Here is a 20146-nt window from a genome sequence, read left to right as displayed (position 1 = left end):
TTGGGAAGATATTTTGTCCAGTTTTTTAAAAGTTCAATTGGGGCTGCTGATTTATTTTCTTGGTGTCTATCTTAAAAGTCACCTCGCCTGTGCCATAACCAAGGTCTTTTACAGTAAACAGCAAATAATCTTGCTTCAAGGTCTTAGGCCTTTTTTCATAAACCAATAACATATCTGTACTATTTCCCATACCGTACATTCTTGGATAGGCATAATCCAGTAGTGGTACTGTGTCTCTATTTTGGGTGATGAGGCTCACTTTTTCGGCCATCCCAAAGGAAAATTGATTGACCCGGGCTCCAAACTCGGCTCGACTTCCTAAGTTTTGGTTCAATAACTCCTGCCCATTGGCGCTTAAGCTCAGATTGAAATAGAGGTAATCGGCATACTTTTTTCTGAGCTTGGCCACTTCTTCAGTTTGATGGCCCTCACCAATCGATTGGTTTACCAGTAAATCCGTAGGCCTGTAGGTCAACGCATAATCAATTCCGTTTATAGATTTCTGAAAATGATAGCCATTCTCCACATCTTTGAGGTAGATCAGCAACGCTTCCTTGGAATCAAAGGATTTTGACTTGCATGCAGAAACTAGCAACACCAAGGATATAAAAGTCAACAGGACGGAAATTCTATTTCCCATGGTACTGCTGGTTCAAACCTTCTAAAATCTTATCAGTGAGGTCCGCCCCTTCTTCAGCATACATAATGTTACCATTTCCCTGCGCCCCAAATATGATACGGTGACCATATTTCTTTCCATACTCTTTGACAAAGTCATTGATGTCATTGACAACTGTTTGGGTCATTTTTTGGTCTTCTTCCTGAATCTGTTTTTGAATGGCCTGTTGGTAGTTGTTAATTTGTTGCTGTTTATTTTGTAGTAGTTCCTGTTTAAGGGCCAGTTCTTTTTTTGTCATGGAAGAGCGTTCTTTTTCATAGGTTTTGAGCTCATCTTGCCAATCGGTCATAAGACTGTCAACATTGGCTTTCATGACATTTGCCTTTTCAGTAAAAGCCTCTCTGTCCACTTTGGTCCTCTCATAGTTCTCAAGGAGTCTATTGACATCCACATAAACCGACTCTGACTTGGGTTGCGAGATGAAAAATGTAGTTAAACTGGATACTAGGGCCAATACGGAAATTATAATTGCCCCTTTACCAATAGCATGGATTTTACGATTGTTCATAGTAGGTTTGTTTTTGATTTTGGGTACTTGTTCCTTTTTTATAAAGGCATCAATTAAATTCTATATTCTGTTTAAATTGTTTTATTTGTAATTGTTTCCAACACCGATTAATCCATCTAATCAATGACGAACAAACTTTAAATTTCTATTATGATGGGGGAATTTAATGAGGCGATTTCTGCCAATTATTAAGACAGGAAAGCAAATGCTACCAGTTATTAACCTAGCTGGTATATGTCCTGTTTACAATCGAACTGAAGGTATTCGTGATTGTTTAAACCATAAAAATGGCACGGGACTATTTTTGCATTTGAGGTAAAATGCAATTTTCCGAGCTTCAATAAAAAATTTGAAATGAAAAAAAACATAGCGTCGTAGATTAAATCTGTTATTATCAAATATTAATTTGGGGCTATGCTTTCGATGAAATCTGGGCAAAAATTACTGTTTTATTTTAAAACCATGTTAAAAAATCAGTCATGTTGTTCTTATTTACTGAAGCTATCTTGAAAATTTTAAATGTAAATGTTTAAAAATCAAATACTTGATATTTTTTATTTTGTTAATAATTTTTTTGACCTCACCATCTTCCATAAACCCTTGATTATGATTACCATGTTTATTTATTAAAACTGGAATTAACATTAAGAGATTTTCATTCTCAAAAAAAAAACCAATATTTGCTATTATTCTATTGCTCAGCACCCCCCAATCTTACAAAATGACCTACAATTATGCATTTATGGAAGAGGAGGGTAATATCTCTTAACCTTCAAGAAACCCTTATTGTTTTGGCCATAATTGGAATACTCCTTCTTTTGGCCCTACCGAACTTAATGCCCCTTATCTCAAAGGCCAAAAGTATCGAGGCGCAGACCCAGTTAAAGGCCCTTTACAATTCACAGACCACCTATCGCTACATGTACAGCAAGTATACCGCGGATGTGAACGAACTGGATTTTGTGGCCCCAAAAACAGTTAAGGAAAATGGCACGGCCAACTATCGGTACGAGATTGTGTCGGCCGACAATGCCTCCTTTAAGGCAAGGGCGGAGGCCGTGACCGACTTTGACGGTGATGGCATCCTCAATGTATGGGAGATCGATGAAAATGGAAATCCCAAACAGCTGATCAAAGACTGATGTTGGTCCTAGAACTCCTTGCCATGGCGGGATGCTCGGTGATAGCCTTTCAGGATTTCAGGGAACGTGCGGTCCTATGGATATGCTTTCCCATCGTTGCCCTGTTGTTGGCCGGCATCCATATGGCACATGTGGGCATGGAACTTTTCACGTTCTTTGCTTTGGGCAATGTCATTCTGGTCAGTTGTGTACTCCTGACCTTGTTCCTGGTGACCAGATATTTCTTCAAGAAACGTTTCTTGGACGTCAGTTTCGGATTGGGCGACATGCTCTTTATGTATGCCTTTGCCCTTGGTTTTCCCACCATGACCTTTATCCTGCTCTTTGTGGGATCCATTTTTTTCTCATTGATTTCCTTTACCCTACTGAGAAGTGTAAAAAAGATGGAAACGGTGCCCTTGGCCGGGCTGATGGGCGTCTATCTGATAGCCATTTTTCTATTGGACCAATTCCCTTTTTCACCATCCCTGTACATTATCTAGATGCAAATATCAAAATATAAAATACCGCCCGATCTGCAACAGTGCATCTCTGCCGACCAAGCCTTTCACTACAGGATCGTACCCGTTTCCACTGGTGAAAATGGCCTTGTCCTGAAAACCGACAGCACCTCCCTACAGGAACTCTTGGACGAGCTGAACATCGTGTTGGACTCCCAGGTCTCATTGGAGCAATGTCCTTCCGAAGAACTGGAGCAATACCTGACGACCAACTACCGACAGCGAAAGAAACAGGTCGCCCACCAACTGGCCTATACCAATGATTTCTTGGAAAAGATGCTTTTGGAGGCCAAGGGCATCGGGAGCAGTGACATCCATTTTGAGCCCTACGAGAACAAGTGCAGGGTTCGGTTGCGGCTGGACGGCAAACTATTGGAGTACTACGCCATTCCCTTGCAGGACTATCCCACCATGGTGAACAAAATAAAGATTCGGGCCAACCTAGACATCACGGAAAAAAGGTTGCCCCAGGATGGCCGCATCACCGTAAGTTCCAATGGTGAGGAATTTGATATACGGGTCTCCTCCCTTCCCACCCTGAACGGTGAAAAGTTGGTTCTTCGTATACTCAGCCGGGACACTGGATCGGTGGAACTTGACGGTCTGGGCATGACAGATATGGAACTGGCCCAATATAGGGAAGGCATAAAAAAGCCCAACGGGATAGTATTGATATCGGGGCCCACGGGTTCCGGGAAGACCACCACTCTTTATGCCACCCTGAAACTCCTCAACGATGGAGCCACCAACATACTCACCATAGAGGATCCCATTGAATATACCTTGGAGGGCATCAACCAGGTACAATTGAAGGAAAACATCGGGCTGGATTTCGCAAGTTCCCTCCGAACCTTTTTGCGACAGGACCCGGATATCATCATGGTGGGCGAGATCAGGGACGTAAAGACGGCCAACATGGCCATTAGGGCTGCACTGACAGGCCACTTGGTATTGTCCACCATACATACGAACTCCGCTTGGGCCACTGTTTCGAGATTAATCGACATGGGCGTCCCGTCCTTTCTGATAGCCAGCACGCTCAACATGAGCGTCGCCCAGCGACTGGTGCGCAAGCTCTGCAATACCTGTAAAAAGAAAGAGACCGTGGACAGGAAATATTTTCCAGCAAATTTTTCCATCCCCAATGACCTTGCCCACCATTATGTACCGGTGGGCTGCAATGATTGCCACCATACCGGCTATGAGGGACGAAAGGCCATTTATGAGATATTGCCCATAGACAAAAAATTGGAGCCCTCCATCAAGAACAATGAACTGCAGATTGACCAATATATCCAAGAAAACAACCTCTCCACCTTACAGGGCAACGCAATTGACCTTGTAGCACAAGGGTTGACGTCCATCGAGGAGGTCTATGCCCTGTTAAGCCATTGATCTATGAAAAGAACCATCTACATCATATTATTTTTAATGGGAAGTCTGGTCACGGCCCAATATGAAGACGACCGGATCCAGAACATCAAGAACAATCTGGAACTTCTTGCCGTGGACAACCCTTCTTACAATGAGACCTTGAAGCTGGAGGTCAACGTTTCCAACGTTACCCTCCCCAATTTTCTCATAGCCGTTTCCAAGGTCCATAATCTCAATCTCAGCGTATCCAATGATATTGCGAACATCAACATTGTCAACAATTTCTCAAATGTGACCATCTCTGATCTATTGGTCTTCCTATGCAAGGAATATAACCTGACCATAGACTTTACCGGAAGTATTTTGGCCATTAAGCGTTATAACCCACCACCTCCCGAAGCGGTCGAAAAAACTTTTGAGGCCCAAGTGGACCCAGCATCCCAGAATATCACTCTTGATGTAAACGACATCCAGTTGGAACGGGTCTTCCGCAGGATAATGGACAGCTCTGGAAAAAACCTGCTCTATGCCAACAACCTAAAGAGCAGACCCTTGAACATCTATTTGAAAAACGTTCCCTTCGACACGGCCATGGAAAAGATTGCCCAACTGAACGGATTGGTCCATTCAAAATCAAGGGACGGGTTCCATTTGTTCAGTGCAGCAGAAGCGCAAGAGGGGGCCTATCGGCCCAAAGGGTTCAAAACGGGAATGCACTATGAGGTATTGGACACCGTGAACAAAATCCTCAATGTTGATTTCAATGATTCCCCGGTGGCCGGTATCGTGGAATCCTTGGCGATGGACCTTAAGTTGGATGTCTATACCGCCACCCCATTGGAACAGGCAGGGAAGGTGACCTTCAACGCCAAGAATATATATTTTGATGATCTTTTGACCCATATTTTTGAGAGCCAACAGACCGGTCAAACCCAGCCTTTACAGGAGAACAATCAAAATGGTCGTACCAGGCCCGGAAATTACGCGAACGCCAATGGCAATACAGACCTATCGCCATCCACGAATTTTACCTTCAAAAAGGAAAACAACATTTACTTTTTTGGGACAGCGGACCAGCTCAGTGTGCGAAAAGTGGAGATCGTACAGATGATGCACCGTTCCGTGGAGCTGTTGAACGACCCCTCATCCCACTCAGGGGGATATCGCAAGGCCGGAAGGACCAACGCGGGCAACGTGAATTATATTTCCAACGGCCAAGGTTCCAATTTTCAAGGTGGGCCTCAAAACTACAACAACCAAAGGACCATCAATACACGCAATGACAGTTTTGCGGACTATCAAGATACTGCGGAGGCCATTGTCAACATTCTACCGGATGAGATCAAGGCCGAACTGGACATAAAAGTGGATTTTGAGCTCAACAGTTTTTTTGTGAGCGGCCCCTCGGCCAACATTGAACGCTTCAAGAACTTCATCGCGGAAATCGACAGACCCGTGCCCGTGGTGCTCATTGAGGTAATGATCATCGAGGTCAGAAAATCGTCCATAGTTGAGACGGGGATAAGCTGGGGCATTGGTGAGGATCCCGTTGGGACCCGTGGAAACCTTTTCCCCAGTGCCGACCTTACCCTTGGGGCCAAGACGGTCAATAAGGTCATCGGTGGGTTTGACGGGTTTGGCTCCTTCAACATCGGTAGGGTGGTCCCTGAATTCTTTGCAACCATAAAGGCCTTGGAGGAAAATGGGAACATCAAGATTAGGTCCACCCCTAAGCTATCCACATTGAACGGGCATAGGGCCAATCTTTCCATTGGGGAGACCACCTATTATGTAATCACCAACCAGAACTTTTTTGGGTCACAGGTGCCCACCACTTCTGAAATACGGAACTATGCTCCCATCGACGCCGAGCTTGGCGTGAGCATCAAACCGTTGGTCTCCGGGAACGGACAGGTCACCCTTGACATCAATGTGATACAATCGGATTTCAGTGGCGATCGCATCGAGGAGGATGCCCCTCCGGGACTGACCTCTAGGGAGTTCAGTTCCATCATCCGTATGCAGAACCAAGATCTGGCCATTTTGGGAGGATTGGAGGAAAAAGTAAAGAACGACTCCGGCAGTGGGGTGCCCTTTTTTGCGCGTATCCCAGTGATCAAATGGTTGTTCAGCCAAAGAAGACGCGAGGACACCAAACAGAAACTCACCATCTTGATAAAACCCACCGTAATCTATTGAAATTGAAAAGCTGGTTCAAAAATATACTCGAAGGCTCACAATACCAAGGACTGGAAATCTTTGAGGTGGACAATACGGTCTATTTCTCCTTATTGAAGCTCAAAAAAACTAAGGATGAACTTGTCAAAGCTGATGAAGGGGTATATGGCCGTGTGGAGGACCTGGTTCCCCATATCGATAAGAAACAGCCCCTGTTCTTGACTTTGAACACCTCCAAGGTCCTCAAAAAACAAATTGGTGTTGAACAAAGGGGCACCGCCGAACAGGTCGTGTCCCAGGCCTATCCAAATCTCCCCTTGGAAAACTTTTATTTCGAGGTATTGGACCACCAAAACCTACGGATGGTCTCTATAAGCAAAAAAGAATACATTGTGGAGCATTTGGAAATGCTGGAAACCCATGGGATTTTTCCTTGTTCTATTTCCATGGGCATTTCAAATATGGGCAACTTACTGCCCTATTTTAAAGGAACGGCCATACAAGGTTCCAATTTTGTTCTTTCCACAAGTGAGGATTCCGAATACATAATGTCATCCAGAAATAACCCTGTCAATGATAATCTGGAACTCAATGGTCTGACCTTGACCAATACCGGTCTTCTTCCCTTTGCCAGCATATTGGGGCATTTGGGAAGTGACCAGAAAGAATCCAACCTTGTCGATATCAATGGACAGGCGGCAAACGAATTTCAAAACAGGCGCTTTTTTGACCTCGGTGTGAAATGGGGATTGTCCATTATCTTGGTCATCTTGCTCTCCAACTTTCTTTTGTTTTCTTATTATCATAACAGGACCCTCGGTATGGGGACCAGTGCCAGTATTGAACAACAGAACAGGGCCCTTGAAACCTTAAGGGCCAAGGTCCTGGAAAAAGAGGACCGTTTGAAGTCGCTTATGGCATCGGGAAACTCTGTCTCCACATTCTACCTGGACCGAATTGCACATGACCTGCCCAATAGCATACAATTGGACATCATGGTTTACCAACCTTTGGCAAAACCGGTTAGGGACAATACCCCAATTGAAATTTTGGAGAACAACATTTTGGTGAGCGGCAATGCCTCCGACAAGACTGAATTTTCCCAATGGACAGAAAGCATGGAGTCTAAAAGATGGGTCGAAAATGTAAAGATCATTGGCTACGAATATGTATCCAACTCCTTGGACAGGTTTACCGTTAAAATCACATTGAATGAAGTTGAACAACAGAAATAAAATAGCGTTGGGCAGCTTCATGGCTCTGCTCTTCCTGAGCTATCAACTGGCCATAAAAAAAACCTTGGTGCTCAAAAGCGGTTATCTGTCCAATATCGGGCAACAGGAACTGGCCCAAAACATCCCGCTTCAATTGGCCACCCTTGCCCAAAGGGAAAAACAGTTGGACATCCAGTTCAAGGGACTGGATCTCGAGTCGACCAACTTTCAAAACGACCTATTGAGGTTTCTCAACGAACACACCTTATCAAATGCAGTGAAAATGATAGGGTTCAATGCGCCACATTCCATTGAAAACGGAAATACCTCAACCAAGACCTTCACCTTTGTCCTGGAAGGGCCGTTCAGTGGTATACTGAAGATAGGCCACTCCCTGGAGAACCAAGGAAGTTTTGGGGCCATTACCCATATGGGCTTTGAAAAAATAAAGGACTATAGGACTGGTAAATCCTCATTACAGGCTACAATCCACCTACAGCTGATGGAATAACCTTGATTACATATTCACCTTATATTTTTTTATGTATTTTAGCGAAAATAACCGTACACGATACCGTACACGTTTTTTGGAAAAATACACCCTAAACAGCATAAAATAAGGGGCTTAGTGGAACTCATAACCCGAAGGTCACTGGTTCGAGTCCAGTCCCCGCTACTATTAAGAAAAAGCTTCATCCAATAGGTGAGGCTTTTTTTGCAATATGACTGCACTAAACTGTCAGACTGTATTCTAGGCAAACAGGTTTATCCTGAGTAAAGTTGAAAGGATTCCAGCTGCCATCAGTATTAAACAGCTAATCTATATCATATCTCTTCTCGCTCTGCAATCATTACCATACCATTTGAGATCAAGTACAGAGTGATTCTTTTTTCTTTTTTCGTTCCTCCGCTCTTTGTACATATAGAATGGCGATTCCAATACAAGCTCCTGTAAAAGCCAATATTGCACCAACCACACTCGCATAGGTAACTGAAAATCCAAAAATCATAGGAACTCCACCTAAATAAGCTCCAGAAGCATTTGCCATATTAAAGGCGCTTTGATTCATTGAAGAACCGAGTTTCTCCGCTCCTTTTGCCGCCCTAATTATTGATATCTGAATAGGGGCTGCCAACGAAAAAGTGATAATCCCAACTATAAAACTAACGATAAAGATGGCAATATTGCTACTGGCCAAAAGGGAGTTGATCAAAAGTATTGCGGCCATGCTTAATAAACTAATGACAACCGATTTTTGCGCGGTGAAAATTTCTACCATCCGGGCTCCCAGAAAATTTCCGAAGAACATACCCACTCCTGCAACAATCATTACATACCCTACATAGGCTTCAGGCAGCTTGGTTACATTGATGACCAAGGGTGCTATATAACTGTACCAAGCAAAGAAACCGCCCGTTCCAATGGTGGTCAATGCAATTAAGGCCCAAAGTTTTTTACTTTTCATTCCAGCTGACGGTTCCTGATTTTCATCGGGCTCTGATTCTTCCAAAGACTGTTTCGGCATCCAATAGTACAAACTTGTCAAGGTTGCAATGCCTGCAATACCAACAAGCATAAAGGAATAACTCCAATGCCATTCTTGGCCAATATATGTACCAAGCGGAACACCTACCACATTGGCAACGGTAAGCCCAGAGAACATAACTGCCATGGCTTGGGCAGCCTTTCCAGGTTTGGCCAAGTACCCCGAAACCACCGCACCGATGCCAAAAAAGGCCCCATGGGGCATACCTGATAAAAACCGGAACAACAGCATAACCCAATAGTTCCCCGAAAATGCTGAAAGTGTATTGAAAACCGTAAACCAAATCATCAAGAACAGTAGTGTTCTCTTTGGAGGCAATTTTGAGGTCACCTTCGCCATAAAGGGAGCACCAATCACCACACCTAAAGCATAAATAGCAATAAAATGCCCTGCTTTGGGGATGGAAATTGCCATGGAATCAGCAATATTGGGCAGAATCCCCATAATCACGAATTCTGTTAGGCCAATACCGAAACCACCTACGGCTAAGGATAACAAGGCTTTGGTGTTTGTTGAATTGGAAGGTGTATTCAATTGTTTCTCTTTTTTGGTCTTAATTAAATAAGCCACAAAGGTACAGGGTAATGCTTGTTCAAGATGCAAGTATTTTTACATAAATCTATTTGGATTTATCTACCTGATCCGTATGTGGCCTTCCTCACCCTTCCATCCTGTCCCATTATCATTATGCCAGGCCTTGTTTTCCCTTGCGGATGTAGCATAAAATCTCCAAGTAACTTCATAAAATACAATGAAACACATCAGTACTAAATTGATGAAAACCAACCGTTCAACACTCTTTAACCCCATAAAACCGAAATCCTTGACCTTAAAAAGATGACATTTGTTACATTTGGTTATATACACTAAAAACATCATGAGACACACATTATCAGCCTTCTTCTTCTGCTGCTTTTTACAGATTTCCATGGCTCAAGAAATCTCCGTTGAAAAATTGGAGGACGCCCTTTCTGACTACACTTCCAAAATTGAACATGCAGCCGTGCTCCAAGATTGTGGACATGCTTTTGACGGGCCTGCATTTTTTTACAAGCAAGTGGAAAACAACTGGTTGGATTTTGCGCTAAACATTTCAAGTGATTCCAAAAAAAACATTGGAAGGGATATGTACAATAGATATGCTGCCCTTGGCCAATTGGACAACTCTCATTTTGCCAAACCAAAGGTTGAAGAAATATTGCAACGTATTGTTAAAAACGTGTCCCGCAAGGATGTATCCTATCGGATAAGCATCTTAAAATCTGAAGAAATCAATGCATTTGCTACTTTGGGCGGTTACCTATACATTACCACAGGTTTACTTAATTTTATTGATTCGTACGATGAATTGGCATTCATCATAGGACATGAAGTGGCCCATGAGGACAAACTCCACACGCAAAGAAAAGTTACTAAACTTACACTCTCAACAGACCTTGAAGGAATGACCCGCATGGAAGGTTTCACCGATATCGCCAATAAAATAAATAGAACCTTTTCACCCCCTTTTGATCAGATTGATGAGTATGAAGCTGACAAAGTTGGGTTTGAATTGGCCAAAGCTGCTGGATATGATGTAAACAGATTTGCAGATTTCTTCAGGAAATTGGAACGTTACCAAAAACAAGACCTCCTTAAGAAGTTAACTTCCACACACCCTTTTGCGGAACATCGCAAAAAATGTATCCAATCTTACATCACTCAATAAAATGACATCCGAAATGTACCTAATCTGTAAAGGAAAGGCCATTCCGCTGCCTAAAAATGAAATTGTTACCATTGGAAGAAAGGGCCATGGCGCCCATGTTGAGATAGACAGCAGACTTGCTTCCAGAAAACATGCACAAATTGAAGCAAGGACGGACGGGATCTATATCATGGACCTTGAAAGCTCAAACGGAACCTTGGTCGGTCAGCAGCCAATAGCCACCAGCACTTGGGTCAAGATTTTACCTGAAGAAGTTTTCAGTGTCGCATCGCAAAAGCTACAGGTTGTTACTGATGTTCCAAAAGAGAAGACGCCAAAATCCTCAGAACCCCATAAAGAGTTCAAGGGTTTCAAACAAAAAATTGTTGCTAAAGGGGCTTACAAAATTGGCCGCCTTGAAAATAACGATATTGTTCTGGACGATCCTACGGTAACACGGGAACACGCCATAATTTCCTATTCGCAAGGTGAATTTTGGATTGAGGACCTGGGTTCCACCAATAAGACCTATCTCAATGGCAAGGAGGTAAAGTCCAAGACCAAGTTCAAGGAAAGTGATACGGTTACCATATCCTTTTATAGCATTACCTTAAAAGATGGTGCCAAAGATCTTCGAAAGGAAAGTAGTGCCATAAAAGCTTTGGCCATTCAAAAAAAATATCCGAACAATAAGATTGGATTGCAAGATATGTCCTTGAACATTCCCCATTCCACTTTTGTGGCTTTGATGGGACCTTCGGGTTGTGGAAAATCCACTCTATTGAAATGTTTGAACGGAGAAAATCCTGCTACCTCCGGAGAGGTGTTCATACACGGACTTTCATTGGCCGACAACTTTAGTCTTATTAAGAAAAAGATCGGTTATGTCCCCCAAGACGATATCATCCATAAGGAGTTGACCGTCTATAAAACCTTGTTCTATGCGGCCAAACTCCGTTTGCCCGATGATACCACCGTTTCAGAAATCAATGAAAGAATTGATAAGGTAATCAACGATCTGAATTTAGATCAGGACAAGGAAAAAGACATTAGAACCATAAAAGTGGGGAATCTTTCCGGTGGTCAGCGCAAACGTGTGTCCATTGCGGTAGAGCTTTTGACAGAGCCCACCATCCTGTTTTTAGATGAACCCACCTCTCCCTTAGATCCAGAGACCATTGAAAGCTTTTTAAAGAGTCTTAAAAAGTTGGCCCATTCTGGAACCACAATTGTAATGGTGACCCACAAACCGGAAGACCTCAACTATGTGGACCAGGCCATATTTTTAGGGGTTCAGGGACATTTGGTATTTCAAGGACCTGCCAACGCATTGACTTCCCATTTTGAGGCTCAGAATATTGTAGAGGTCTACAGTAAAATGAGCGATATAGGCACAGTGACTTCTTACTACCAAAAACCGAACAAGGTTGGGTTCAAGGCTGTCAACAATCCAGATGTAAAAAAAGAAAAACCTGACTCATACTGGCTACAATTGTATTGGTTGGTCTCAAGGTATTTCAATATCAAACTAAACGACAAAGGAAATTTGGTCTTGTTATTGGCACAACCCGTGATCATAGCGGGTTTGGTCTGTTTGGTGTTCAACAAATTTCAGATTGGTGTCATGTTCTTGATGGCCATTTCGGCCATTTGGTTTGGGGTGAGCAACGCGGCCAAAGAAATTGTGGGTGAACTTACGGTCTATAAACGAGAGCGTATGTTCAACCTGAACATCAACACCTATATTCTTTCAAAATGGTTGGTACTTTCACTCATTGCATTGGTACAGACCGTACTATTTGTGAGTATCATTTACCTCAATTTCAAATTAAGCCCATTTGAAGGTTTTGAGGAAGTGTACCTGAGGCCTTTTGGTCATAGCATGTTGTTCATGTTCTATGTTTCCATTTCTGCTTCACTTATTGGATTATGGCTTTCTTCTGCCTTCAATACCACCGAAAAAGTGATGACCGTAGTGCCCATTGCTTTGATGCCTCAAATCATGTTGGCCGGGGTAATGACAAAAATCAACAATACCTTGGTAGAAATTTTGAGCTTTTTCACTTTGGGCCGATGGGGCACTGAAGGTTTTGCCCGCTTACAGGACGATGCCTCTCCAGCTTCTGAGTTCAATCCAGACACGGTTGAAGCTGTTCTAACCTCTGTTCCTCTCCCTGCACCAGAAGTGGGCTCGCAGACCGCATCGACTTCAGCAGTGCAACTACTCGACCTGTATAATAAAAAATTAGTTGAGGATGGAACCTTAATTGGTGATGTCTTCAACAGTTTTGACATGAACGTTGCGGTCATCGCAGTGCTCAATGTCATGTTCTATGTTTTGATTTATGTTTCGCTTAAAAAGAAGGATAGTATTTAAACCCAACACCATGAAAAAAATAGCACTAGTACTTGGCACATTCCTTTTTTTTATGTCATGTAGCAAAAAACCAGAATTTGTAGCCATAGACCATGTTACCATAAAAGGTCTCACGGAAAATGCCCTAGTGGTGGGAATGGATTATGTTGTATACAATCCCAACAATGTAAAAACAAAGCTGAGGCAATCCAGCATGGAGATTTTTTACAAGGATTCTTTAGTGGGAAAGGGCTTTTTAAACGAACAAATGAGCTTGGCGGCCAATGATACCATTCGGATACCGGTAACCTGTGAGATAGAACTCAAAAGTCTCAACTCTTTTTATCCCGAGCTATTGGCATCAGATTCCACTGAATTTGCCCTGAAGGGCAATGGCAAGGTGAGCTTTTTGCTAAATTCTTTCACCATTGCGCTGGATGATAAGATACATCTGAACACCAAAAAGGCCATTTTAGAGGAAATCAGTAAAAATTTGGACTATGGCAACAATTTTAAAATTCGGTCCATTTCCAGTAACAGATTGCCTTCACTGAGCAAAACCCATTTGAAATTAGGAGTTGAAACTCTCAACAGATTGCCCATTGCCTATACCATCAATACCATGAAACTTGAGTTTTATTTGGATGAAAACAAAGGACATGTGGCAGCGTGGACCATGGATGAACCGTTTTTTCAAGAAGCATTACAATCTACTACTATTCCCATTGATGTTACCCTGAGCAATTTTGATATTTTAAAACAAATGAAGTTCTCATGGCTTACCAACCAAAAAGCCAATTTTACTATTTTAGGCGAGGCCCAAATAAAAATTCAGGAGTATGAATTTAACGTGCCCATACAAGATTATGTGGAAATAGGATTGTAGCCATTTCAGAAAAAACCTCGATGACCGACCAAGAACTGATAGATCAATTAAAAAAAGGAAACGAGAATTGCCTACAACAGCTGTACCAGCACATGGGCATGGTAAAAAGTTGGGTAGGGCAGAACAACGGTAATGAAGATGATGCTTTGGACGTTTTTCAGGAGGCGATTATTGTGTTCTACAAAAACGTGATGGCCGGAAATTATGAACTCCGAAGTAAAATAAGCACCTATCTGTTCGAAATTTCAAAACGGCAATGGCTCAATCAACTTAACCGAAGAAAAAAATATGAAAACAGACAGAGTGAGGTTGGTGTTTCACAAGAAGGCCATGAATCCATAAGCCCAGAAATTACTCGAAAGGGGCCTAATCTTAGGGAGTATCTTGAAAAAGCCCTGACCAAGATTGGAGAACCCTGCAAATCGGTTTTGGAAGCCACCATATTTTTGGGGATGCGTATGGAGGATATTGCCGAAAGGTTCAATTACTCCAGTGCCCGTTCTGCTAGTCAACAGAAATTGCGGTGCCTTCAAAAATTACGGGGCGAGGTTTCCTATGATGTCATTATCCGTTTAAAACAGCCATGAGGGAAGAATTACGACATATTGATTTGATTGATAAACACCTGACCGGGCGTCTCAATGATGATGAAAAAAGGGAAGTTGAACGGTTGCTCGATGAAGACGAAGAATTTGTAAAGGAACTTGAGATTTTTAAACAGATTTACAAGGGCATTGAATGGAAAGAAGACGTAAAACTCAGGGCCAAACTAGACCTTTTATACGCAGATTATAAGGAGTCACGGGAACAAAAACCCAAGGGCCTGTACCGAAGATTGATCATTTACAGTGGAGCCGCAGCGGCATGCATTATTTTGGGAACATTGTTCTATCTCTTCAGGTCAAAAGGAGAAGGTCCCATAATCAATGACACACCCCATGTGGTTGATGCGGATTCCATACAAAAACAAGCGGAGGATAGTGTCATCCTGGAAAAAAATAACACCCAGATAACGGATAAAGAAGACTTGTCCGAAGACGAATGGGATGGTAATCCCCAAGATGAGATACAATTCGCTTTTTCAGATGGAAAATCTGTTCCGGCAGAATCCATACGTATGGTAAAGCAGCCTTCGCCTCTCTCCTATTCTTTTGATGGCCAGCAACTGGTCCTATATGGAGATTCAGGGATTTCCGGACTTCAATTACAAATAGGGAAGGATAAAGCAGGGGAGTATTATCTAAAATATGGGGACAAATTGTTCAATTTGACCACTTCGCCAGAGAGAAATAAATTGAAAGAAGTCCAAGAAGGATATACGTTTGGAGAAGTACAGGATGAGAACGTACAAGTGAAAGTAATGCCCCTTATGGAAAATTCGCTGCCCTATTCTGGTTTTACCGTATCGGTAAGGGAGAATGCATCGGTCGACAAAAATTATTTCTTTTTGGAACAGGATGGCAAAAAACATTTGGTCATAGATGCAAACATGAATAGTGATTCTGTTTCGGTTATTGTTGTTTCAAAAAGTGAAGGCAACTCCTATTATTTGATTCATAATAATGCGTTATACCCGTTGAACATTGACGCCACTGAAAACACCCCACTCGAAGAAATTGATTTTGCCAAGAACAACGAGACTCGTATGTTCATGGACCGTCCATCCTTCCCAGTACGTGTGTACCAAATAATTTTTTAGAAAAAATTATATAAAAAAGATGACATTGACCATCTACGGTTATATACCCATAGAATGTATAACCAAAACGATTAAAAATGACATCCAAAAAAGTACACACCTTTATTCTCATTGCCTTTTTCTGTGGCTTTGTAAATGCACAAAATTCAGATGCTACCAAAAGAAGAAACCGAGGAATGACCAGTAAGACCGCTGATCAAATAGATCAAGTGGACCAGACCGTTCAAAACACCAACAATGATATTGACCAAACGGTAGAAGGCATTGACAATACCATTGAAGGTACAAAGGAAACCGTTGAAAAAGTAGGCCGTATCCTGTTCGGCTCAAAGAAGGAAAAAAGCAAGAACAAAGTCTTGATTTTCATAGACGCTGTTGCTTATGGAGATGAAAATGTACAAACCCTGTACAATGAACTCTCAAAGAAAAATGGTACAAAGAAAACCTCCAAAACCTTTTCGGATGGAGTTGTTACCATTCAAATTGAATCCAAACAAAATGCAGATGCCATTTGGCAAGAAATCCCACAAAATGTGAGAGCACCTTTTAAGGTCAATGCTATGGGTGAAAACAACATTTCGGTTGAATTACCAACCCTAACAGAATAAACCTTAAACAAACCAGCTACAATGTTATTATTATGTAAATCCGAAAACGTATTTGACACCAAGACTTAAAAATGTTGGTATAAAAAGTTTCATATGCCTATTTTTAGTGCTGACTGTCGAATAGGTTCAGGCACAATAAGATATATCATTACTTTCAACCTTAACACTTCATCACAAAATGAAAAAATTACTATTCCTGATTGCCTTGCTCACCTTGATTCCAAACCTGGCTTCTGCTAGACGGGTTGGTGGACTATTTGGAAAGAGCGAACGAATCCAAAAAATTACCGACGTTGATATAAAGGGCGCCAATGGCGAAGACCTTTACTTGGCCCATAAAACTACATCCCTATTCATCTTTATGGGAGTCTACATGACAGACGATGGTTATGTACTGGGCGTAAAAGGAAGTATTAACACCTATTACCCCTTGAGTGACGAACAGCTAAAAAACTTTCAGGCCAGCGGTGCTTTACCCACCCCTCTGCCAGCCTACAAAATAGAATTTACAGAATGGCTGTGGGGGTTTTCCTTATGGATACTGCTTGCTGTTATTGTCGTAATTTGGTTCTTCCCAAAGAATAAAGAAGCCCTTTTTGCCCAAGGGTGTAAATATTACTTTGGCAAAAACACCCCGGTAAATTACCCAAAGGCCATGCGCTACTTCGAAAAATCGGCCAAAAAAGAATATGGCCCTGCTGTATTCAACCTAGGGGTAATGAACCTCTCTGGACAAGGCACGGAAAAAGATGTGGACGGCGCCATTGAATTACTGAAGAAAGCCTCCACGTTAGGGTACGTAGATGCCAATGTAACCTTGGGGAACCTCTATTATAATGGCAATGAAGTGACCAAAGATATGATCAAGGCTGAAGCTTGGTACAAAAAAGCCTGTGATCAGGGACATGCCAATGCCTGCAAAATGGTGAACCATATCCAACAGGCCAGTTAATTAAAATCAATACCAAACAGTAACCAAATTCAATTACACCGAACATCATGAAACTATCACATTACGAATGGGATCCCGAAAAAGACCTTATAGCAGAAGGTGGGTTTGCAGAAGTGTTCAAAGCCAAAGATTTAAATGCTGAAGGAAGATATGTAGCCCTTAAAATCTATAAAGAAGCTGTGTCAAGAGGCACTTCTGGGAGCACTGGGCAGAAAAAATATAGTTTGGAACAGGAATTTTCCAAAATAGACGGGCTTTCGCATACCCACCTCATCACCTATTATGGTCTTGAGTACATTACCCATAAGGACGCCATGGGCAGAAATGTCAGTTATCCTGTATTGATAATGGAATATGCCGGGGAGGGGACCTTGGGTCAGGCCATACAGCGAAAACTCTCTTTGGATGAAGGAAAGAACATTATTGTGGAAGTAGCCCAAGCAGTGGACTATCTACACAAACAAGGCATTATCCATAGGGATTTAAAACCTGGGAATGTGCTATTCTCCAAAGACCGAAAGGGAAACAAAGTCTCAAAGGTGACCGATTTTGGTATCAGTCAAGATATATTATCCGACAAGACAATACAACAGTCCATGACAGAAGGTGTGGGAACACCGCACTATATGGCACCTGAGCAATTCTTTAAAAAGAAATTCGGACTGAATGGGGAGATTAGTGAGCGCACTGACATCTGGGCCCTTGGCATTATGTTCTATAAAATATTGACAGGAAAGTTGCCCTTTGGACATGATAAAAAAGATTACGAACTCATTCGAGATGGCATAGTTGGGGAAGAGCCTAATTATTCTGAAGTTCCGGAAAGATTCAAAAACTGCATAAAAACCTGTTTGCAGAAAAATGCTTCTGACCGGTACACTTCTGTATCCGATTTCATCCGGGATGTGAACGGGGAAAGCAATGAAAGTGGTACGGTGTTTATGGGAGGAAATGAAACACAGTTTTCCAAAGCGGAACCTAAATCCAAAAAGAAGAAAAAAGTCTGGCCCATTGTGCTGGCCACTGTCTTGGTTTTGGGTGCAGGTTATGGGGGATATGCCTTTTTCAAAGCTTCTAAAATAAAGTCGTTGTTAGCTGATGCATGGGAATCCTACAAGACCGGGAACCATGAGAAAGCCTACGACCTCTATCAAGAAGCCGCAGAATATGATTCTGGTGAGGCCAACTACTTTCTAACCACCATGAGCAATTATGGATATGGCACTGAAGTGGACTACATCAAAGCACGGGAATATACCAATAAATCAATGGAATCGGGTTTCGACATGGCAAACTTTCAACACGCATGGGCCTATCAAAATGGCTTTGGTGTGGAAAAGGATACTGCAAAGGCTTTGGAATATTTTAAAGAGGTTCTGGATGAAGTCAAAAAGCGAAGTCAGAAAGGTGACCCAGAAGCACAAAATGTATTTGGTCTAATGGAATGGAATGGATACGCTGTGGACAAGGATCATGTTAAAGCTGAAGAACATTACAAAAAGGCTGCTGATCAAAATCACCCTGCTGCCATAGAGAATCTGGCCATCTTATACAGCATGCAGAAAAAGTATGAAGACGCTTTTAAAATGTATGAAAAGGGAAAGGAACTCAACAGGTATTCATGTTACCGCGGTTTGGCTGAAATGTACCGGAGTGGTCGTGGTATTGCCAAAGATACTGTAAAGGCTTTTGAACTGTACACCAGTGCCGCCGAAAACAATGATGTGGTCTCGCAGTATTCATTGGGGAAATTCTACTACAATGGAATCTTGACCGAAAAAGATAGGTTGAGGGCAGTGCAATGGTATACAAAAGCAGCTGAGCGTGGCTATTTAAATGCACAAAATGAACTCGGTATCATCTTTTATGATGAAAAGAAATATGTTGAAGCCAGAAAATGGTTCCAGATGGCGGCCGATCGAGAGAATGCTTTTGCAGCTTATAACTTAGGGTTAATCCATTCTCAAGGACTGGGTACTCCAAAAAATATCGCTGAAGCAAAAAAATGGTTCCTGGTCTCTGCTAATAAAGGGTACTCACAGGCACAATACAAAATGGGAGACATTCTAGAACATGGGGATGATGGTAAAGTTGACCTTGAAGGTGCCATACGGTGGTACGAGTTGGCCGATGGCCAAAATAATGTCTCGGCTCAATACGCTTTGGGTAGATTGTTTTATGATGGGAAAGGAAAAACCAAAAATCGGAAAACCGCCAAGGAATATTTCATCAAGGCTGCCAATCAGAATAGCTATTTAGGCCAATATATGCTTGGTGTGATGTCTGAAAATGGCATAGAGGGGCCAGTTGATTATAAAGATGCAGAAAAATGGTATAGATTATCGGCTAATCAAGGTTATCTAAATGCCCAAAAAGCATTGGGTCGTTTGATCTATAATGGAAAAATTTCTGGACAAAAAAAGATAGTGGCACGCACATGGTATAAAAAAGCCGCTGACCAAGGTGACGCCGAGGCTCAATATATGGTAGGATTGATAGATTATAATGACAAGTATTACAATTTGGCCAAAAGATGGTTCACAAAAGCCGCTGATCAAAATAACGCCAACGCACAAAATTATTTAGGTGTTATGTATGAACTTGGAAGGGGACCTTCAATAAACCTGAAAACCGCTTTCAGTTATTACACACAAGCTGCCAACAATGGAAATTCTTTGGCCATGTATAATTTGGGGTTGTGCTATTACTATGGCAAAGGTGTATCCACCAACAAGGTTATAGCAAAGACATGGTTTAATAAATCCTGTACTGCAGGGTATCAATCAGCTTGCAATTTTGTAAAGAAGAATTATTAA

At 42.1% G+C, this 20146-nt stretch carries 17 protein-coding genes; 14 read left to right on the top strand and 3 right to left on the bottom strand.

Annotated features, from left to right (window positions below):
• Nucleotides 1–25: 25 nt before the first annotated feature.
• Both ACFOWS_RS13470 and ACFOWS_RS13465 read right to left on the bottom strand, forming a co-directional pair.
• The gene (locus ACFOWS_RS13470) at nucleotides 26–640 is read right to left on the bottom strand and encodes a hypothetical protein (RefSeq protein ID WP_379765392.1); all 615 of its coding nucleotides are present in this window, start codon (nucleotides 638–640) and stop codon (nucleotides 26–28) included.
• Entirely contained in the window at nucleotides 630–1187 is a 558-nt protein-coding gene (locus tag ACFOWS_RS13465) for an OmpH family outer membrane protein (RefSeq protein WP_379765389.1), read from the bottom strand. Before ACFOWS_RS13465 ends, ACFOWS_RS13470 begins: the two co-directional genes overlap by 11 nt.
• Before the next feature lie 734 nt (nucleotides 1188–1921).
• On the opposite strand from ACFOWS_RS13465, the gene ACFOWS_RS13460 reads away from it, so the two are divergent.
• From ACFOWS_RS13460 to ACFOWS_RS13435, 6 genes are read left to right on the top strand one after another with little or no spacing between them, the layout of a single operon-like run.
• A complete protein-coding gene (locus tag ACFOWS_RS13460; RefSeq protein WP_379765386.1) occupies nucleotides 1922–2329 on the top strand; it encodes a hypothetical protein in 408 nt (135 codons plus the stop codon).
• Entirely contained in the window at nucleotides 2329–2811 is a 483-nt protein-coding gene (locus ACFOWS_RS13455) for a hypothetical protein (RefSeq protein WP_379765383.1), read from the top strand. Before ACFOWS_RS13460 ends, ACFOWS_RS13455 begins: the two co-directional genes overlap by 1 nt.
• A complete protein-coding gene (locus tag ACFOWS_RS13450) occupies nucleotides 2812–4224 on the top strand; it encodes a GspE/PulE family protein (protein ID WP_379765380.1) in 1413 nt (470 codons plus the stop codon). It begins immediately after the preceding gene.
• A gap of 3 nt (nucleotides 4225–4227) precedes the next feature.
• Complete coding sequence (locus ACFOWS_RS13445; protein WP_379765377.1) at nucleotides 4228–6402, top strand: type II secretion system protein GspD; 2175 nt, start codon at nucleotides 4228–4230, stop codon at nucleotides 6400–6402.
• A 2-nt stretch (nucleotides 6403–6404) separates the two neighbouring features.
• Nucleotides 6405–7616, top strand: a complete 1212-nt coding sequence (locus tag ACFOWS_RS13440) for a hypothetical protein (protein ID WP_379765374.1) — start codon at nucleotides 6405–6407, stop codon at nucleotides 7614–7616.
• Nucleotides 7594–8106 carry a hypothetical protein gene (locus ACFOWS_RS13435; RefSeq protein WP_379765371.1) on the top strand — a complete coding sequence of 171 codons (513 nt, stop codon included), beginning with the start codon at nucleotides 7594–7596 and terminating at the stop codon, nucleotides 8104–8106. The genes ACFOWS_RS13440 and ACFOWS_RS13435 overlap by 23 nt, the downstream gene beginning before the upstream one ends.
• Nucleotides 8107–8464: 358 nt before the next feature.
• On the opposite strand, the gene ACFOWS_RS13430 is transcribed toward ACFOWS_RS13435, so the two are convergent.
• A complete protein-coding gene (locus ACFOWS_RS13430) occupies nucleotides 8465–9712 on the bottom strand; it encodes an MFS transporter (RefSeq protein WP_379765368.1) in 1248 nt (415 codons plus the stop codon).
• 307 nt (nucleotides 9713–10019) lie between these two features.
• Here ACFOWS_RS13430 and ACFOWS_RS13425 point away from each other — a divergent pair, with 307 nt between their 5' ends.
• The 8 genes from ACFOWS_RS13425 to ACFOWS_RS13390 all read left to right on the top strand — a co-directional run bounded on the left by ACFOWS_RS13425 (nucleotide 10020) and on the right by ACFOWS_RS13390 (nucleotide 20146).
• Entirely contained in the window at nucleotides 10020–10850 is an 831-nt protein-coding gene (locus tag ACFOWS_RS13425; RefSeq protein WP_366587486.1) for a M48 family metallopeptidase, read from the top strand.
• 13 nt (nucleotides 10851–10863) lie between these two features.
• Entirely contained in the window at nucleotides 10864–13206 is a 2343-nt protein-coding gene (locus ACFOWS_RS13420) for an ATP-binding cassette domain-containing protein (protein ID WP_379765365.1), read from the top strand.
• Nucleotides 13207–13216: 10 nt separating this feature from the next.
• The gene (locus tag ACFOWS_RS13415; protein ID WP_379765362.1) at nucleotides 13217–14071 is read left to right on the top strand and encodes an LEA type 2 family protein; all 855 of its coding nucleotides are present in this window, start codon (nucleotides 13217–13219) and stop codon (nucleotides 14069–14071) included.
• 20 nt (nucleotides 14072–14091) lie between these two features.
• On the top strand, nucleotides 14092–14658 hold the full coding sequence (locus ACFOWS_RS13410) for an RNA polymerase sigma factor (protein WP_366587480.1): 567 nt from the start codon (nucleotides 14092–14094) through the stop codon (nucleotides 14656–14658).
• Entirely contained in the window at nucleotides 14655–15770 is a 1116-nt protein-coding gene (locus tag ACFOWS_RS13405; protein WP_379765358.1) for a hypothetical protein, read from the top strand. Before ACFOWS_RS13410 ends, ACFOWS_RS13405 begins: the two co-directional genes overlap by 4 nt.
• Nucleotides 15771–15847: 77 nt before the next feature.
• The gene (locus ACFOWS_RS13400; RefSeq protein ID WP_379765355.1) at nucleotides 15848–16378 is read left to right on the top strand and encodes a hypothetical protein; all 531 of its coding nucleotides are present in this window, start codon (nucleotides 15848–15850) and stop codon (nucleotides 16376–16378) included.
• Nucleotides 16379–16556: 178 nt separating this feature from the next.
• The gene (locus ACFOWS_RS13395) at nucleotides 16557–17330 is read left to right on the top strand and encodes a tetratricopeptide repeat protein (protein ID WP_379765352.1); all 774 of its coding nucleotides are present in this window, start codon (nucleotides 16557–16559) and stop codon (nucleotides 17328–17330) included.
• Between the two features lie 47 nt (nucleotides 17331–17377).
• Entirely contained in the window at nucleotides 17378–20146 is a 2769-nt protein-coding gene (locus tag ACFOWS_RS13390; RefSeq protein ID WP_379765349.1) for a serine/threonine-protein kinase, read from the top strand.

The sequence above is a fragment of the Flagellimonas marina genome (assembly GCF_042651185.1).
GTDB lineage: Bacteria > Bacteroidota > Bacteroidia > Flavobacteriales > Flavobacteriaceae > Flagellimonas > Flagellimonas marina.
The sequence above is the reverse complement of the archived record's forward strand: the minus strand, read 5'-3'. Positions and strand labels throughout refer to the sequence as shown.

Excerpts from the sequence above, each read along its gene's own strand:
- ACFOWS_RS13450 (WP_379765380.1), top strand. The coding sequence starts at position 2,812 with ATGCAAATATCAAAATATAAAATACCGCCCGATCTGCAACAGTGCATC.
- ACFOWS_RS13425 (WP_366587486.1), top strand. The coding sequence starts at position 10,020 with ATGAGACACACATTATCAGCCTTCTTCTTCTGCTGCTTTTTACAGATT.
- ACFOWS_RS13445 (WP_379765377.1), top strand. The coding sequence starts at position 4,228 with ATGAAAAGAACCATCTACATCATATTATTTTTAATGGGAAGTCTGGTC.
- ACFOWS_RS13405 (WP_379765358.1), top strand. The coding sequence starts at position 14,655 with ATGAGGGAAGAATTACGACATATTGATTTGATTGATAAACACCTGACC.
- ACFOWS_RS13460 (WP_379765386.1), top strand. The coding sequence starts at position 1,922 with ATGCATTTATGGAAGAGGAGGGTAATATCTCTTAACCTTCAAGAAACC.
- ACFOWS_RS13395 (WP_379765352.1), top strand. The coding sequence starts at position 16,557 with ATGAAAAAATTACTATTCCTGATTGCCTTGCTCACCTTGATTCCAAAC.
- ACFOWS_RS13455 (WP_379765383.1), top strand. The coding sequence starts at position 2,329 with ATGTTGGTCCTAGAACTCCTTGCCATGGCGGGATGCTCGGTGATAGCC.
- ACFOWS_RS13400 (WP_379765355.1), top strand. The coding sequence starts at position 15,848 with ATGACATCCAAAAAAGTACACACCTTTATTCTCATTGCCTTTTTCTGT.
- ACFOWS_RS13420 (WP_379765365.1), top strand. The coding sequence starts at position 10,864 with ATGTACCTAATCTGTAAAGGAAAGGCCATTCCGCTGCCTAAAAATGAA.
- ACFOWS_RS13465 (WP_379765389.1), bottom strand. The coding sequence starts at position 1,187 with ATGAACAATCGTAAAATCCATGCTATTGGTAAAGGGGCAATTATAATT.
- ACFOWS_RS13390 (WP_379765349.1), top strand. The coding sequence starts at position 17,378 with ATGAAACTATCACATTACGAATGGGATCCCGAAAAAGACCTTATAGCA.
- ACFOWS_RS13435 (WP_379765371.1), top strand. The coding sequence starts at position 7,594 with ATGAAGTTGAACAACAGAAATAAAATAGCGTTGGGCAGCTTCATGGCT.
- ACFOWS_RS13470 (WP_379765392.1), bottom strand. The coding sequence starts at position 640 with ATGGGAAATAGAATTTCCGTCCTGTTGACTTTTATATCCTTGGTGTTG.
- ACFOWS_RS13410 (WP_366587480.1), top strand. The coding sequence starts at position 14,092 with ATGACCGACCAAGAACTGATAGATCAATTAAAAAAAGGAAACGAGAAT.
- ACFOWS_RS13415 (WP_379765362.1), top strand. The coding sequence starts at position 13,217 with ATGAAAAAAATAGCACTAGTACTTGGCACATTCCTTTTTTTTATGTCA.